Annotated in this window: 12 protein-coding genes; 8 read left to right on the top strand and 4 right to left on the bottom strand. The window is 59.1% G+C overall.

The window, feature by feature from the left end; genetic code table 11:
• Window positions 1-5 precede the first annotated feature (5 nt).
• The 5 genes from ALTERO38_RS06470 (at window position 6) to ampC (ending at window position 6455) form a co-directional block, all read left to right on the top strand.
• A complete protein-coding gene (locus tag ALTERO38_RS06470) occupies window positions 6-1052 on the top strand; it encodes a low specificity L-threonine aldolase (RefSeq protein ID WP_148924245.1) in 1047 nt (348 codons plus the stop codon).
• Window positions 1053-1969: 917 nt separating this feature from the next.
• Window positions 1970-2746, top strand: coding sequence for a PP2C family serine/threonine-protein phosphatase (locus tag ALTERO38_RS06465; RefSeq protein WP_159967714.1), 777 nt, complete (start codon window positions 1970-1972; stop codon window positions 2744-2746).
• Window positions 2747-2761: 15 nt separating this feature from the next.
• Window positions 2762-4306 (top strand): serine/threonine-protein kinase, encoded by a 1545-nt coding sequence (locus tag ALTERO38_RS06460; protein WP_159967713.1) that lies wholly within the window; start codon window positions 2762-2764, stop codon window positions 4304-4306.
• Between the two features lie 58 nt (window positions 4307-4364).
• Window positions 4365-5219, top strand: a complete 855-nt coding sequence (locus tag ALTERO38_RS06455; RefSeq protein WP_148924205.1) for an FHA domain-containing protein — start codon at window positions 4365-4367, stop codon at window positions 5217-5219.
• 156 nt (window positions 5220-5375) lie between these two features.
• Entirely contained in the window at window positions 5376-6455 is a 1080-nt protein-coding gene (gene ampC, locus ALTERO38_RS06450; RefSeq protein WP_218581721.1) for a class C beta-lactamase, read from the top strand.
• Window positions 6456-6470: 15 nt separating this feature from the next.
• On the opposite strand, the gene ALTERO38_RS06445 is transcribed toward ampC, so the two are convergent.
• Window positions 6471-8612 carry an FAD-dependent oxidoreductase gene (locus ALTERO38_RS06445; protein WP_159967711.1) on the bottom strand — a complete coding sequence of 714 codons (2142 nt, stop codon included), beginning with the start codon at window positions 8610-8612 and terminating at the stop codon, window positions 6471-6473.
• Between the two features lie 199 nt (window positions 8613-8811).
• Window positions 8812-11376, bottom strand: coding sequence for a DNA ligase D (gene ligD, locus ALTERO38_RS06440; protein ID WP_159967710.1), 2565 nt, complete (start codon window positions 11374-11376; stop codon window positions 8812-8814).
• 171 nt (window positions 11377-11547) lie between these two features.
• On the opposite strand from ligD, the gene ALTERO38_RS06435 reads away from it, so the two are divergent.
• Window positions 11548-11829 (top strand): DUF1652 domain-containing protein, encoded by a 282-nt coding sequence (locus tag ALTERO38_RS06435; RefSeq protein ID WP_102835258.1) that lies wholly within the window; start codon window positions 11548-11550, stop codon window positions 11827-11829.
• A 43-nt stretch (window positions 11830-11872) separates the two neighbouring features.
• Here the strand turns inward: ALTERO38_RS06435 and ALTERO38_RS06430 are convergent, their stop codons facing one another.
• Window positions 11873-12403, bottom strand: coding sequence for a ferritin-like domain-containing protein (locus ALTERO38_RS06430; RefSeq protein ID WP_102835259.1), 531 nt, complete (start codon window positions 12401-12403; stop codon window positions 11873-11875).
• Window positions 12404-12698: 295 nt separating this feature from the next.
• Between ALTERO38_RS06430 and ALTERO38_RS06425 the strand changes: the two genes are divergently transcribed.
• A complete protein-coding gene (locus ALTERO38_RS06425; protein ID WP_234484393.1) occupies window positions 12699-13706 on the top strand; it encodes a mechanosensitive ion channel family protein in 1008 nt (335 codons plus the stop codon).
• A gap of 88 nt (window positions 13707-13794) precedes the next feature.
• On the opposite strand, the gene ALTERO38_RS06420 is transcribed toward ALTERO38_RS06425, so the two are convergent.
• A complete protein-coding gene (locus ALTERO38_RS06420) occupies window positions 13795-14295 on the bottom strand; it encodes a CinA family protein (RefSeq protein WP_159967709.1) in 501 nt (166 codons plus the stop codon).
• A 300-nt stretch (window positions 14296-14595) separates the two neighbouring features.
• On the opposite strand from ALTERO38_RS06420, the gene glgA reads away from it, so the two are divergent.
• Window positions 14596-16146, top strand: a complete 1551-nt coding sequence (glgA, locus tag ALTERO38_RS06415; RefSeq protein ID WP_148924191.1) for a glycogen synthase GlgA — start codon at window positions 14596-14598, stop codon at window positions 16144-16146.
• Window positions 16147-16155 lie beyond the last annotated feature (9 nt).

Below are 16155 nucleotides of genomic sequence, written 5' to 3'. Positions count from 1 at the left end.
CTTTGATGAGCACCGCCAATCAGCAATTTGCCAGCGACAACTATTCCGGAATTTGCCCGGAAGCCTGGGAGGCGATGGCCCGGGCCAACCAGGGGCATGATCGCGCCTACGGTGACGATCAATGGACGTCGCGCGCAGCCGACCATTTCCGCCAACTGTTCGAAACCGACTGCGAAGTGTTTTTCGCCTTCAACGGTACAGCGGCCAACTCACTGGCATTGTCATCTTTGTGCCAGAGCTATCACAGCGTGATCTGCGGCGATATCGCGCACATCGAAACCGACGAATGCGGCGCACCAGAATTCTTCTCCAACGGCTCCAAACTGCTGGTGGCGCGGACCGAACAGGGCAAGCTGACGCCCGCCGCCATTCGCGAAATAGCGCTGAAACGCAAGGACATCCATTACCCAAAACCGCGCGTCGTCAGCCTGACCCAGGCCACCGAAATTGGCACTGTCTACCAGCCAGACGAGCTCCGCGCAGTCAGCGACACCTGCAAGGAGCTGGGGCTGCATCTGCATATGGATGGCGCACGCTTTGCCAATGCCTGCGCTTATCTTGGTCTGTCACCGGCTGAATTGAGCTGGAAAACAGGCGTAGACGTGCTCTGTTTTGGCGGCACCAAAAACGGCATGGCCGTAGGCGAGGCCATCCTGTTCTTCAATCGAGATCTAGCCGAGGATTTCGAGTATCGCTGCAAGCAGGCTGGCCAGCTTGCGTCGAAGATGCGTTTTCTATCCGCGCCATGGGTAGGCCTGCTGGAAGGTGGCGCCTGGATGAAATACGCCGCACACGCGAACAGCTGCGCGCAGTTACTTGCCAAACTGATCAGCGACGTGCCCGGTGTAGAACTGATGTTTCCAGTGCAAGCCAACGGCGTCTTTGTCAGCATCCCACCATTAGCGCTCGAAGCACTGAGGAGCCGCGGCTGGATGTTCTACACATTCATCGGCGTCGGCGGCGCACGCTTCATGTGCTCGTGGGATACCAGCGAAGAACGCGTGCGCCAACTGGCAGACGACATACGCAGCGTTGTTCTTGAAAATCAGTAAGCCATGGAAGAAGAGCCGCACAGGTCATCCCAAAGCAGGAGGCTTGTGCGGCGAGAGTGCGGTCCGTTTGCCGTACACAGTAATAGTGAGTGCATGCGTGTGCGTAAACCCAATACGCTATTTAACATAATATACATTATGCGAATCGCGTTACCGTTCTATGCACAGGTTGGTAGCGACCACTCAAGGCCTCCAACCAAACCGAATTTATGGGCGACTTTGCCATCCACCCGCAAACTTATAACCATCCGTACTTCCTTATCCGCCAAGGTGGTCATCCTGCGTCGGGCCATAAGCTCCCATGCAACGCAGCACCGGTGACTACATGAACAGCGACCCTCAGTTGCCCCTGAATGAGTTGCCCCTGCATGCGGACCACGTAGCCAGCGAACAGCCCAGCATGATGCGCAGGTCGTTAAGGGCCGCGCTGTCGCTCGAACTAGCAGCACTCATTTCGAAGCCATTTACGGCGAAACCCTTTGACGCTCTGTTAACAAGGCACCAATGGGATGCAGATCACTGCAATCGCCAGAAAGAAAATCGCGAAGTCGAGACCGACTGTTTCTTTAGACGCGCATCCCTTAAAAACTCCAGCGCAAGGTCACGCGTCCTCCGAGAGCCATCGCATCTGTAAGCGCCACTGTCTGCATCTAGATCTACAGCGGATTGTGCAGTCTCAAGCTTCGACGATATGCAGTTTGCAACCGTTGGTTTTTGCTCTTAGAGGTTGGCTTCAAGTAGCGAAACGAGCCGGATCCTTCAGATGAGCACAACGAAAGCCTCTTGCTGGTCACGTCAGGACGCCGACGAGTTAACAGTTTTGTGTTTGCTTGCCTGCCAATCGATGACAGCCGCACAGGCCCCACGCATCATGTTCGCTCGCTGTCGTGCCGCAGGAACAAGGAACTGGCCCTCGCATGCAACCTACGCACTCTGCCTCCTTGCTGGAATACGCCGGGCTCACCTCTCCCGGTCGAACACGTGATCACAACGAAGACGCTCTGCTCTGCTCGCCAACGCTGGGCCTTTGGGCCATCGCTGACGGCATGGGTGGTCACCAATCTGGTGAGGTCGCAAGTACACTGGCGCTCGCGGCACTGGAGCAGGCGGTAAAAACTGGCGAACCGCTGGACACTGCCGTTCACGTAGCGAACCGAGCCGTGCTCGACGCATCCAGCGATGATGGTATGGGCACGACCCTTGTCGCAGCGCATTTCGACGGGGTAGATTTCCAGCTTGTCTGGGTGGGTGACAGTCGAGCCTATCTCGTCACTGCCAATGGGATTGTGCAGCTCAGCCGTGACCATAGCTGGGTGCAGATGATGATAGATGCTGGTGAGCTGCAGCCGTCCGATGCTCGAGGACATGCCTGGCGCAACATCATCATGCGTTGCCTCGGGCGCGAAGAACCGCTGGAGATCGGCACCTGCAAGGGCACACTTGGCGGCGATGAATTGCTCCTGCTTTGCAGCGATGGGCTTACCAACGAACTGACTGACGCCCAGATCCACGCCAGCTGCACCTTCGCCGATACGCTCGAAAGTCTTGTGGAGTATCTGATCGACCAGGCGAATAACCACGGTGGACGCGACAATATCTCCTGCATTGTGGTCGGACGAACTGCAGTCTCTCCGACGACCGAGTCCCGCACACGGCGGCTCATCAATATGCTGCTAAATCCCCTGAAGTCGTAAGTAGGCCCACGTTTCATGACGCAACGGATGCTAGAAGTTCCCGGTTATCGCCTGCACAAACGCCTCGGAAAAGGCGGAATGGCCGAGGTCTACCTGGCTACGCAGCTTTCGCTAGACCGTGAGGCCGCGGTCAAGGTGCTGTTACGGACCGAGGACGCAGCCTTTACCGAACGCTTCATTCAGGAAGGCCACATCGTCGCTTCGCTCCGCCATCCTGCAATCATCACGATCTATGACATTGGCCAGGTCACTGACGGCCGGCACTACCTCGCCATGGAATACATCGGTGGCGGCGACTTAGCTCAGCATCGCGGTCTCGTCTTCTCCCCTTCGCGTGCACTGGACATCATCAGGCAATTGGCTGGAGGGCTGGCCGTCGTTCACGACGGCGGCCTGGTCCATCGAGATGTCAAACCAGCCAACATCCTGTTCCGGGACGATGGAAGCGTCGTGCTCACCGACTTCGGTGTGGCAAAAGCGATAGAGCTGGACAACGAACTTACCCACTTCGGAATAGCTGTCGGCAGCCCCGCATACAGCAGTCCGGAGCAGGCCCAATGCCAGACACTGGACGCACGGAGCGACATTTATAGCCTCGGTGTGATTCTTACCGAGATGCTGATTGGCACCAACCCATTCCGCGCAGGCAGCTATCCGCAAACTGTACTCAACCACGTACAAATGCCAGCGCCGCAGCTACCGCCAGCGCTAGCGCCCTATCAGATGCTTCTTGATCGCATGCTGGCCAAGCAACCGAGCGAACGGTTCGGCAGTTGCCGCGAATTGCTGGAAGCCATCGACACGCTCACCGAGCCAGACATGGATCAGACTCGTATCGCGCCGGCTGTTGTCATTGCTTCTCGCCCCAGACGACGGTCGCGCCGTCGTGGGCTGAAACGATGGGGGGCAATAGGTGCGGCGATGCTAGCGACAGTTGCTCTGGGCGTTGGTGGTTATCAGTGGTTCCAATACACGCGCATAAATGACTTCCTGACACGCGCTGAGGTACGGCTGGCCAATGGGCAGCTGATTGCGCCGGCTCTGGATAACGCCGATTACTACTACCGCCGTGCGTTGCGCCTGGATGCGGACAATCCGAAGGCCCTCGACGGGCTCAAGCGCGTGCTCAACGCCCGTATCGCCGAATCGCTGGTGCTGGCCGAGCAGCGGCTGGCGGAGGATCAGTTGCTCGAACCGGCCGAAGACAGCGCTGTGCACTATTTTCGTCAGGTGCTTGGCTGGCTACCGGAAAACGAAGCTGCCCGCGTCGGCCTGGAGCGCGTAAGCCAACGCTATACCGAACTCGCTGAAGCGGCCTACGGCCGGCGCGAATACGCAGTAGCGCTCGAATACATCCATCAAGGCCTTGAGGCTACGCCCGAGCAGGCCACCCTCCTCGCTTTGCGCGACGGGCATTTGCAGCGAGTCGCCAAAGCAAGAGCGCCTCGTGTTGTGAAACGGACCGCTGTCAGCACAGCCCGCACCACCTCCAGTCCCCCTGCGCAGGCCCAAGCGCCTGCCAATCCGGTGAAGCGACTCTGGAACCGAATTTTCAATTGATGAGATCGCTCGGCCGCTTGGTTCGAGCCCACCCTATCCCGCTCAAGGTAATGCATAGATGCTCAGGATCCATTTCGTTGACAATCGCCAGAGTCCGGTATGGCTTGCCGATGAGACATTCACTCTTGGCTCGGACGGCAGCAACGATCTGGTACTAAACGACGTCGGCATTGCACCTTTTCACGCTGAGTTGCGCCACGACAATCGCTTCTATTACCTGACGGACCTGGGTACACCGAACGGTACTTTCGTCAACGAAGAAAAGATTGGTGAGCGCTATCAGATTCGCTCTGGCGACCGCGTTCGCCTTGGCAGGCTGGAGCTGGAGATCGTCGATCCCGCCAAGGTCGGCGCTAAGGTGGCGACTGCGCCACGCTGGTTGTTGCAGGTCGTAAAAGGCGAAAACCAGGGACAGAAGTACCACATCACCGGCTCGATGACGTTTGGGCGGTCGGTGAAGTGCGAGCTTTGCTTCAGTGACGCTGAGCTGTCGCGCCGGCACGCCGAGTTCTATCTCAAGGGCGACGTACTCGAAGTCAAAGACCTTGCATCAGCCAACGGTTTACTCGTCAATCGCGAGAAGGTCACAACAGCCGTGTTGCAGCCTGGCGATCAGGTCCAGCTGGGAAACACGACGTTGCTGGTCATTGGTCCCAAGGTCGACGCTCCGGTAGTTGCTGACGAAGACGCCACCGTTTTCATTCGCGCGGCCGACCTGCCTGCCCATGCGGGTCCTGAAGCGAAGCCCGCCCGTCCCCGCCCCGCCACGCCGAACCCGCTTCGCACCGCTGCAGCGATGGCACCAACCCAAGCGCCGGCCGAACATTCCGTTTCGCGTTGGCGCCTCGGACTACTGATCGGCGCTCTTGCATTGGCGGTCCTCGCTGGAGTCGCTGCGCAACGGATGCTGTAAAGACTGACGAAAACCTAGGTTTCAGAGAGCACGGCCAAATGCCGGGGCCTACTCCGCAATGATTGAGGCGTCGAGATGCATCCGATACCGAAGATTCAAGCTCGACTAGTCGTCGCTGCGGTACTGGCGACGCTCAGCTGCAACGTCGCAGCTGGCATGAACATCGAAAACATAGATCGAACTGTCGATGAGTCTGCAAAAGCCGCGATGGCTGAGCACGGGATACCGGGCATGGCGGTTGCTATCACCGCTCACGGTCAACAGCGGTTCTTTGATTTTGGCGTGGCGTCGAAGAAAACTGGCCAGCCTGTAACACGCGATACGTTGTTTGAGGTGGGCTCGGTCAGCAAAACGCTTACAGCCACGCTAGCCGCTTACTCGCAGGCGCAAGGCAAACTGTCGTTGAGTGACAGCCCCTGTCGCTACCTGCCAGCGCTTGAGTGCGACAGGCTCGGGCAGATCAGTCTGATCGATCTCGCAACGCACACAGCTGGCGGCTTTCCTCTGCAGCTGCCAGACGACATTCAAACCGAGCAGCAGCTGACGCAGTATTTCAACAACTGGCAGCCGCAACATCCCACCGGTCGCTGTCGCAGCTACGCCAACCCCAGCATCGGGCTGCTCGGACGGGCTGCGGCAAAAAGCCTTGGGATGCCCTATGCCGATGCGCTGCAGTCCCAGCTGTTGCCGAAACTGGGCATGGTCGACACTTATCTCACAGTGCCACCCGAGCAGATGACGCGCTACGCCCAGGGTTACGACAAGGCCGGAAAACCAGTTCGGCTGAATCCAGCGCTGTTGGCTGACGAAGCCTATGGTGTGAAAACAACGAGCAAAGATCTGCTGCACTTTGTTGACGCCCAGCTGGGCGTCGTCGAAATGGACACATCAATCAAGAGCGCCGTGGCGGCCACGCGAACCGGCTACTACCGTGTGGGCGCCATGACCCAGGCTCTGGTCTGGGAACAATATCCGTACCCGGCGAAACTGGACGATCTGCTAACTGGAAATGGCAGCTCCATGGTCCTCGAGAGCAAGCCGGTGGAGCCGATAGCACCGCCCCTTGAACCGCAGCGGTCTGTCTGGATCAACAAGACCGGGTCAACCAATGGCTTCGGCGCGTATGTGGCTTTCGTCCCGGCTAAGCAGATCGGCATCGTGATTCTGGCCAACCGGTACTACCCGAACGAAGAGCGGGTGAAGCTCGCCTATCGGATTTTGCAGCAGCTGGACTGATGAGCTCCGGCAGCCCTAAGGCTGCCCACCAAGCCGCCATCGATGAAGCCTGGCCGCCCAGGTCTGCGGACGTTTGGCGGTATGAGCACGGCGCCACGCCTCGGCAACGGCGAGACTGGCCTCGGCCAAGGTCGGGTTGATGTGTACGGTACGGCGCAGTTTGTTCAGACCCAGTTTGTGCTTCATCGCCAACACGAACACGGCAAGTGTTTCACTCGCGCCATCCCCGACAAGCGTGACGCCAATGATGCGGTCACGACCGCGTTCGGTGAGCACCTTCAGGAAGCCGCTGTTACCAGCGCTCATCTGTGCCGCCTCGAGCGAATCGAGGTCGAGCATGGTCACCTCGTATTCCACTTCAGCCAACTTTGCCTGGGCTTCAGTCAGGCCCACGCTGGCAATCTCGGGTGAAGTAAAGGCCACACGGGGGACCACTCTGTCGCTGACCATGAAACGGCGGAATCCGGAAAATAAACCATTGGCGGCGGCGTACCAGGCGTGGTGTTTAGCGCTTTGAAACGAGCTGTCCGGCCCCGCCACTGCGCCCACGGCATAGATGTTCGGGTAGCGCGTAGCCAGGTATTCGTCCACTTCCAGACTGCCGTCCTCGCGAATGTTCAACTCCAGCCTTTCCAGCCCTAGATCGTCCAGGTGGGCTTTGCGTCCCAACGCCAGCAGCACCTGATCGAACGGAAGCGAATGTTTTTGCTCATCAATCAAACAGTCCAGGCGGCGCTCGTTCTCGACCAATTCGAAACGCTGTGGTGAGACCTTCAATAGAACCTCAACCCCATCGGCGCGAAGGGCGTCATGGACAGCCTCGCGTGCCTCTGGCTCAGCGGCAGCCAACAACATCTCGCCTTCGACGGCCAGCGTCACCTGACAGCCGAGGCGCTGAAACGCCTGGGCCAGTTCGCAGGCATTGGCTTCGCCTCCCATGATCAGCAGCCGCTCTGGCCGTTGCTGCAAATCCCAGACGTCCTCGCAAGTCAGCGGCTCGACGTTTTCCAGGCCCGGTATCGGCGGGATGACGGGCTGGCTTCCCGTAGCGATGACGATAGCGCGGCTGCAAAGGGTGCGATCGCCTACCTGAATCGACCAGGGTGACGTCATCTGGGCTTTACCCCGGATCATCTCAACACCGGTGGATTTACAGGATTCTGCCGTGACATGCTCTTGCGCCTCGTCCAGCGTGCGGCGCACCTGTGCCATGACTTCAGCAAAGTCGACTTCGGTGCGCAGGCGAATGCCCAGCGTACTGCCATGGCGCAGCGCGTAATTCATGTTGGCTGCCCGCATCAGCGCCCTCGCCGGAACGCTGCCACTGTGAAGCGCCGCGCCACCAAGACGCTCGCACTCGACCAATGCCACCCTGGCCTTCATCGACGCCGCAATCCGAGCTGCGGCCAGGCCCCCGCTGCCGCCACCGACGACCAACAAGTTGTGCTCAAAACTCTTCGGTTTTTGCCAACCCTTATAGACCTTGCGCGCCTTGTAGAGCGTCAGCAGCTTGGTCGCAGCCAGCGGAAATATGGCAAGCAAGGCCAGCGTCCCTATCAAGCTCGGCGAGAGAATGTCGGAAATTTCCCGAATACGCGCGAGTTGGCGTCCGGCACCAACGTAGATCGCGTGCCCTGGCAGCATGCCGGCCTGGGTAGTCCACCAGAACGTCCACATGCTCACGCGCGTCAGACCGAGCGCAGGATTCAATAGAACGAAGGGAACGAGCGGAATCAACCGCAGCGAGAACAGGTAAAAGGCGCCGTCTCGCTCGAGTCCCCGATTGATACTCGCAATCTGTTTGTTGAATCGTCTCTGAATCCAGTCGCGTAACAAAAACCGGCTGATGAGCATCGCGACCAGCGCGCCGATATTGCTGGCGAAGGAGACCATCAAGGTTCCGCCAACCAGTCCGAACAAGGCTCCGGCGAGGAGCGTTAGCACCACAGTGCCGGGGAAAGACATGACCGTCAGCGCTACGTAAGCGGCAAAAAACACCGAACCGGTCCACCAGGGGTGCGCCTGAACCTCGTCTCGAAGCGCCCCACTCTTCGCCTGGATCATTTCCAGCGTCAGGTATTGCTCAAGATCGAACCAGAAAAAACAAGCTGCCGCGACCACGAAAGACAGCACGATCAGCCAGCGAGTGAGCTTCATGAATGGCAGTGCTCCGCGGCACGGCTGAAGCATATGCTGCTGACAGACGGACAGGTGAGACGAGCCCGAGGCATCGATAGCCTAGGCAGGCAGTCGCAAGGGAAATGGCAAATCATCAGAAAAACTCTAACCAGGGCCTTTAGTTGGAGCTGACTGGTCCAAGGATGTTCCGAACTAGCCGACGATCAGCCCGAGCGAGTCACCTCATGCCCAGCTGCACCCTCATTTTATCGGTGATTTGCTGGTCCGCCTCGTCGATGCCTGCCCACGGGTCGTCATCACCCTGCTCTTCCAAACGAGGAATGAGGTTGCGGATGGTCCAGATATTGGCGCCTTTGAGATCGGCCAGTTCATCTCGATGGATAGGCACAGAGGCGGCGAGCCCCTCGCGGGCCCGCACTGAATAAGCAGCGACGGTGCTCGCGCCCTTACTGTTACGCAGGTAGTCGATAAAGATGCGCCCGACTCGATTCTTCGGCCCGCTGACTGCAGAAAAATGCTGCGGCATCAATTTCGCCATGTACTGGGCAATCGCCTGGCTGAAGGCTTTTACTTCTGTCCAGCTGTGTATCGGTTTTAGCGGCACTATGATGTGCAAACCCTTACCGCCGCTGGTTTTCAGGTAGGACTGCAGTCCGATTTCATCAAGCAGAGTTTGAGTCAGCTGAGTGGCTTCGACCATGCGCTTCCAGGGCAGCGCGGGGTCAGGATCGAGATCGAGCACGAAGCGATCTGGGTGATCGAGCACCGGCGCCACGGCATTCCAGGTGTGCAGTTCTATCGTGCCCATCTGTGCTGCGCTGATGAGCGCTTCAGCAGTGTCGATGGTCATCAAGGCTGCATGGTTGGGAAACAGCGAAGTGTCCAGTTGAGTGATATGCGGGATGCTCAGCTTCTCGGTGTGCTTCTGAAAAAACAGCTCGCCGTCGATTCCCTCTGGAGCGCGGACCAACGCAAGCGGACGCTGTGTCAGGTGCGGCAACGCCCAGGGCGCGACCTCGGCATAGAAGCGCGCCAACTCCATCTTGGTCGCACCGATCGACTTGTCGATGATGCGTTCAGGATTGGAAATCTTGATTCTGCCACCCGCCGTATTCGGGGCCAGGTTGCTTTTTTTAGGCTTCGCGGTGCCGGTTGTCTTGGCCGCTTTCGCTGCGCGTTCATGGGTGATGGCTTTGGCCGGTTTATCCGAGCGCAGGCCATGAAAGACGGAATGGCGAACCACGCCTTGGCGGGTCATTTCTGCATAGGCGACCTCGCACATCAGCTCGGGCTTTAGCCAGTGCGCGCCGCGAACATCGGCGGCGGGCGGTGCTTTGGCTAACGGACTTTTATCGACCTCTAGCGGCTTGAGCTCGGCATGCAAGCTTTCCAGCGTGGCGTGGTTGAAGCCTGTGCCAACCTTACCGGCGTAAAGCAACCGACCTTGTTCATCGTGAAGGCCCAACAGGAGCGCGCCGAAGCCGCTGCGTGCGCCCTTGGGGTCGGTGAAGCCGACGATGACGAACTCCTGCCGATTCTTGCACTTGATCTTGACCCAACTGTTGCTGCGCCGGGAAACATAGGTGCTGCCTGCACGCTTGCCGATCAGCCCTTCAAGCTTCATCTGGCAAGCGCTTTCAAGCATGGTCTCTGGCTGATCTGTAAAGTCGGCGGAATAACGCAGTAACTCGCTCTCGTCAGCATCCAGTACTTGATTCAGGGCAACCCGGCGTTCCTCCAACGCAACCTCGCGCAGGTCCATGCCATTCAGATAGGGCATGTCGAACAGGTAATAGATGATGCTGCCGCTGCGCCCTGCTTCGAAGGCGTTTTGCAGTGCCTGGAAATCCGGCGTGCCGTCTTCATCGGGCACTACTACTTCGCCATCGAGCCAGGCGGACTCCAGACCCAGCCCGGCCAGCGCTTCGGCTTGCTGTGGCATCTTGTGCGTCCAGTCATGGCCGTTACGCGTGAAGAGCTGGACCTTGCCAGACTCGATGCGCGCCATGATGCGATACCCGTCGAATTTGATTTCATAGCGCCAGTCACCATCAGGCACCGACTCAACCAGCGTAGCGAGCTGCGGTTTCAAGCTTTCCGGTAACGGGGCCTGTTTGGCGCCGGACAGCGTCGCGTTTGGTTCATCTTTGCGGCTGCGCCGACGAGCTGGCGTCTTGACGGTTTTGGTTGTCGCCGGGGGCTTGGCTTTACCGCGCTTGCGAGGAATCAGGGTTCGATCGCTCAGCACACTGTTTGGCTGCTCTTCGACGATGTTGTAATCGCTCTCTGGCCTGGCCGCATCGTCATTGGATTTGATCAGAAACCACTGTTCCTTCCCCCCCTCCATGCGGGTGCGAACCAGATTCCAAGTACCGCTGAGTTTTTCCCCTTCAAGGCTGAACTTGAGCTTGCCTTTCCGATAACCCTCTTGCGGATCTCCCTCCGGAACCCAGACACCACGATCCCAGACGATGACATCGCCCGCACCGTAATGTCCTTTCGGGATGCTGCCTTCGAACGTTGCGTATTCGAGGGGATGATCTTCGACATGAACGGCCAGACGGCGGGATTTCGGGTCGAGCGACGGGCCCTTGGGTACAGCCCAGCTTTTCAGCGTCCCGTCGAGTTCCAGTCGGAAGTCATAGTGCAGCCGAGTCGCGTCGTGCTTCTGGATGCAATACTGCAGCGCATGGGCTTTGGCGCGTTTGCCAGTACCGTTCTCGCCGCCAGGCTCGGGGGTCGCGGTGAAGTCGCGCTTTCGGTTGTATTCGTCCAAGGCCATGGCAGCGACTCCATTATCGTTTTGGTCGAGCTGCGAGCCTTCTGCCAAGCGGTTGCGCTAGGGTGTTTACATCTCGGCAAGGCCTGCTAGCGTTTGTAGAAGTTGAAAAACCAAGGCTGCGCCACCTCGGCGCAAGCCACCCACATGCGGACATCGATGGGAGGAAGGATCATGGGTACACGTCTACCTCTGCCCACCATAGAGAACATCCTTCGCGACTATCTCCACCCTTTCCGCTGTGATTGCCATGCGCAGGAAGACAGTCATCTCACCGTGCGGCTCTATGAAGACACCGCTGACGGTGAGGAGCTCACCGTGTTCGGCATAACCGACGATCAATGCCGGGATGCCGCAAACCTTGTCCGCCTGGCGCAGGAACTGCGCTTTGAGCTCTACGCGACGCGCAGTGGCATGCCGGTCGCTGCGGATGTCGCCAAGGTTGTCGGCGGCTAGCCATTCGGCATCGCATCACCGACAACCAGGGTGGCGTGCTCTATCAGCGCTTCGCTTCGGTATGCGGTTCGGCAGCTCGGGTCAGATAGGCCTGGGTCAGCTCGGCCAGGTGGCTGCGCATCCACTCGGCCATTGCGACTTCCTCACCGAGGATGCGTGTGCAGATATCAGCGGTTTCGGTGTCGCCAACCGCCTTGGCTGCAGCAATGAGGATCTCGTATGAGGCGATCTCAAGGTTCTCGAAGACGTAGCCCATCTGCGCGCCTTTGACGATTTCGTCATTGACCATCATCCCGCCCATGGCTTGCCCCATCGCCATCATCTTGCCGCCCAGGTCCTTGAAACCTGAGTAGGACTTGTCGTAACGCTGCAGGCAGCTCTCGATCAGCTTCGCCTGGTTTTGCGTTTCGGTAATGTGCTGCTCGATCCGCGCCTTGAGCTGCGGATAATGCTCGATGCGGCTGGCCTGCTTGTTGAGCATGGTTTCAGCCTGCGCTTCCATGGCATGCGCGTCGCGAAGCCATTCAATCAATCGTTCAATGCGGACGTCATTTCCCGTCTGAGCGCTTTGCATGTTTCTCTCCCACTGGTTTGGATAGCCATCAGGGCGTTATCGCTGCCCTCTTGTTATGTGTGAGAGATGGCAGGCCAGCAAGGTTCCGCAGACCCGACTGGCTGCACTGCCATGAACTTTGCATAGGGCAACCAGTCCCTCATGCAACGGATTAGACGGAGCTGACCTCATCGAATTTCTAGATCCCCTCCTCCAGTGGGAAAACTACATCACCGAGCCGGCGCTACGCACGCTTCTGGCCTCCGCCTTTGTCGTGGTCTTGCTCAGTGTATTCAGCCGAGTGCTGACGGCCGTGATGCTGCGACTTGGCCGCGGATTTCTGCTCACCAAAGCCGTCTCGGAGCAGCTGGAAAAGCCCATCCGCGTCTTGCTGCCGCTGCTGGGCCTGCAAGCTGTGCTGGCGGCGGCCAGTGACGACCTGGCCTTGATCAGTCTCGCTCGACGCCTTACTGCATTGGTCATGATTGCCTGCTTCACCTGGCTGGCCATGCGACTGATGCGAGGGCTTGAACAGGCCGTGCGACTTAGAAACCCCGTCGACGTCAGCGACAACCTGCGTGCGCGCCAGATCCAGACGCAATCGCGGGTGCTGTTGCGGACGCTGAGCTTCTTCATCCTCTTGATCGGTGCCGCCGGAATGCTCATGACGTTTCCGGGTGCTCGCCAGTTCGGCGCCAGTCTGCTGGCCTCGGCGGGTCTCGCTGGCCTGGCCGTCGGCTTCGCTGCGCGCCCGGTGCTGGCCAACCTGATTGCCGGTATACAGATCGCAATCACCCAGCCAATTCGTCTGGATGACGTGGTGATCGTCGAAGACGAGTGGGGGCGGATCGAGGAAATAACCGGCACCTACGTGGTGGTACGGATCTGGGATGACCGCAGGCTGGTGGTTCCTCTGCAGTATTTTATCGAGAAGCCCTTCCAGAACTGGACACGCCGTAATTCCAGCATCATCGGCTCAGTGTTTCTTTGGGTCGATTACTCGCTGCCACTGGAGCCCGTGCGCGAGGAGCTGCGCCGCCTTTGCCGTGAGGTGCCTGAGTTATGGGACGGGCGCGTGATCGTGCTGCAGGTAACCGATACCAGCGAGAAGTCAATTCAGGTGCGGGTGCTGGTTAGTTCGCCAGATTCATCGCGCGCCTGGGACCTGCGCTGCCACCTGCGCGAGGCGTTGATCAACTTCATCCAGCGCGAGTATCCCGGCTGCTTGCCGCAGCTGCGCGCGGATCTCAACGTGGGCCGGAAGCCAAATGTCGAACATTCCGTTCCCGACCATATCGAGCCCGAACGTCAGCCGCCGGTGTGACCACAGGAGTCATGCCGGCTGTGCTGCAATATGGGGCGTTACGTTGCGAACTGTCGTCTGTCGGTGCGCGGACGCAGTCACCGCGAATTCATTCGCGCTCGCGCAGTTTACGTACCAGCTGTTCGTATTTGCTCGGCAACTGCTCTAGCCCGTAGCGAGCTGCCTGTTTACGAATGGCCACGCGATCACCTTCGAACTGAACGGTCTCGCTGATGCTTACTTGGCGCTCCCCTTGCATCAGTGCATAGGCGTAACACTGTGTACCGCCGGCATCCTCTCCGCTGTCGTCGGCCACACCGGTGTTTGCAATGGCGATATCGGCAACGCTGGCGTTCAGCGCGCCGATGGCCATTTCGGTGGCGACCTCTTCGCTGGTAAGGCCAAAGGTTTCGATGGTTTCGAAACTGACGTGCAACAGCTGGTTCTTCGCCTTTGGCGAGTAGACAACGAATCCGCTGTCGAGCGCTCTGCCACAGCCCGGGATGTCGCCTAACAGGGAGGCCATCAGGCCACAGGTGCAGGATTCCGCAGTGGTCAACATCATCTGTTTGTCACGAAGAAACCGCACGATTTCAGCAAGGTCTTGCATGGTCTTGACTCCGGCTTTCGTCTTGAAAAAAGCTGACTTGAGTCAAATTTCCGAGGCAATACCCAGGGGCAAAGTTCCAAGCTTCAGTATTCCGCCTAGAGGCGAGAACTATTTCACGGCGTGCCGGTCTTGTTTCAGGGTAGGGCCAACGCAGCTCTACGCCGCTCCACACGCGGCCTCAACACAGAAAATTCAGCTTTGTCGTGCTCATGGTTTGCGGCGCCCCGGTGGTGCTGCATGGAAGAAACGTGCTTGTAGCAGGCTTGGCAAAGAGGCCGGCCGCTTGGGGAGAGGTAAATTATGAGTATTGCTGCTGTGAACGCCCGGCCTGTCAGCTTGAATATCGCACAACGCCTGGCACCGCCAGCAGAGCGACCCCTGCTGCAGTTGCGCAGCACGCAGGACGACAAGAAGAAAATACTTTTCGTAACGTCCGAGTTGACCGATCTGGTCAAGACCGGCGGCCTGGCCGATGTGTCTGCAGCCCTCCCCCGAGCCCTGAGTGATCTACACGACGTGCGCGTGCTCATCCCCGGCTACACCCAGGTGATGCAGTGCGGCGAACCGATACGAATTGTGGGTAGCGTAATCTCCCACGCTGACCTGCCGCCGAGCCGCATCGGCCGGCTAGACATGCCTGACGGCCTGATCATTTACGTGGTGATCTGCCCGGAACTCTACGAGCGTGACGGCCTGCCGTATGGCGATGAGCATGGCCAGGATTGGCCGGACAACCCGGTGCGCTTTGCCCGCCTGTGCATGGCAGCGACCGATATCGCCGACGGCACGGCGGGCATTCGCTGGACACCCGATCTGGTCCACGCCCATGACTGGCCGACCGGCCTGACACCTGCCTACATGCACTGGCGCGGGCTTACCACGCCGAGCGTTTTCACCATTCACAACCTGGCGTACCAGGGCAACATCGATATGAGCCTGCGTCGCTCGCTGGCCATTCCTCTGGAAGGCTGTGGTCCCGAGCGCATGGAGTTTTATGGCTCGCTGTCACTGCTCAAAGCCGGCATCGCCTATGCAAACCATGTGACCACCGTCAGCGCGACCTATGCCGAAGAAATCACCACGCCGGAATTCGGTTGCGGCATGGAAGGTTTCCTCAGCATGAAGGCACGCCAAGGCCTGCTCAGCGGCTTGCTCAACGGCATCGAAGAAAGCTGGGAGCCGCGCAGCTGTTCTCATCTGGTCAGCCCGTTCGGCCCGAACGATTGGTCCGGCAAACAGGCCAACGCGGCGCACGTGCGCGAACTGTTCGAGCTGGACGCAGGTGATGGCCCGCTGTTCTCGGTGGTGTCTCGCCTGGTGCACCAGAAAGGCATCGACCTGACCATCGCGGTTGCCGAAACCATTGTAGAACGCGGCGGCCAGCTGGCCATCCTGGGTCGTGGCGAGCCACACATCGAAGACGAGGTTCGCCGCCTGGTCGAGCGTTTCCCCGGCCGTGTCGGTGCGCATATCGGCTTCAACGAAACCGACGCCCGGCGCCTGTTTGCCGGCAGTGACTTCCTGCTCATGCCATCGCGCTACGAGCCGTGCGGCCTGAGCCAGATGTACGCACAGCGCTTCGCGTCATTGCCGATAGCCCACCGCACGGGCGGCCTGGCGGACAGCATCGACGACGGCGTTACCGGGTTCCTCTTCGGCGAAGCCACCGTCGACAGCTATCGCGGCGCAGTCGAACGCGCCCTGTCGGTGCATCAGAACGCCCAATTACTCAATGCGATGCGCTGCCGTGCCATGAGTGGGGGATTTTTCTGGAGTCATGCGATCGAACCCTATGACCGGTTGTACCAACGCCTGCTGGGCGGACGACGCGAGGTCAGTGCCACTATCTAACGAGGTTGA

It is taken from the genome of Pseudomonas sp. 9Ag (genome assembly GCF_902506445.1).
Taxonomy (GTDB): domain Bacteria; phylum Pseudomonadota; class Gammaproteobacteria; order Pseudomonadales; family Pseudomonadaceae; genus Stutzerimonas; species Stutzerimonas stutzeri_AB.
This window is presented reverse-complemented; position numbering and strand designations above follow the sequence as displayed.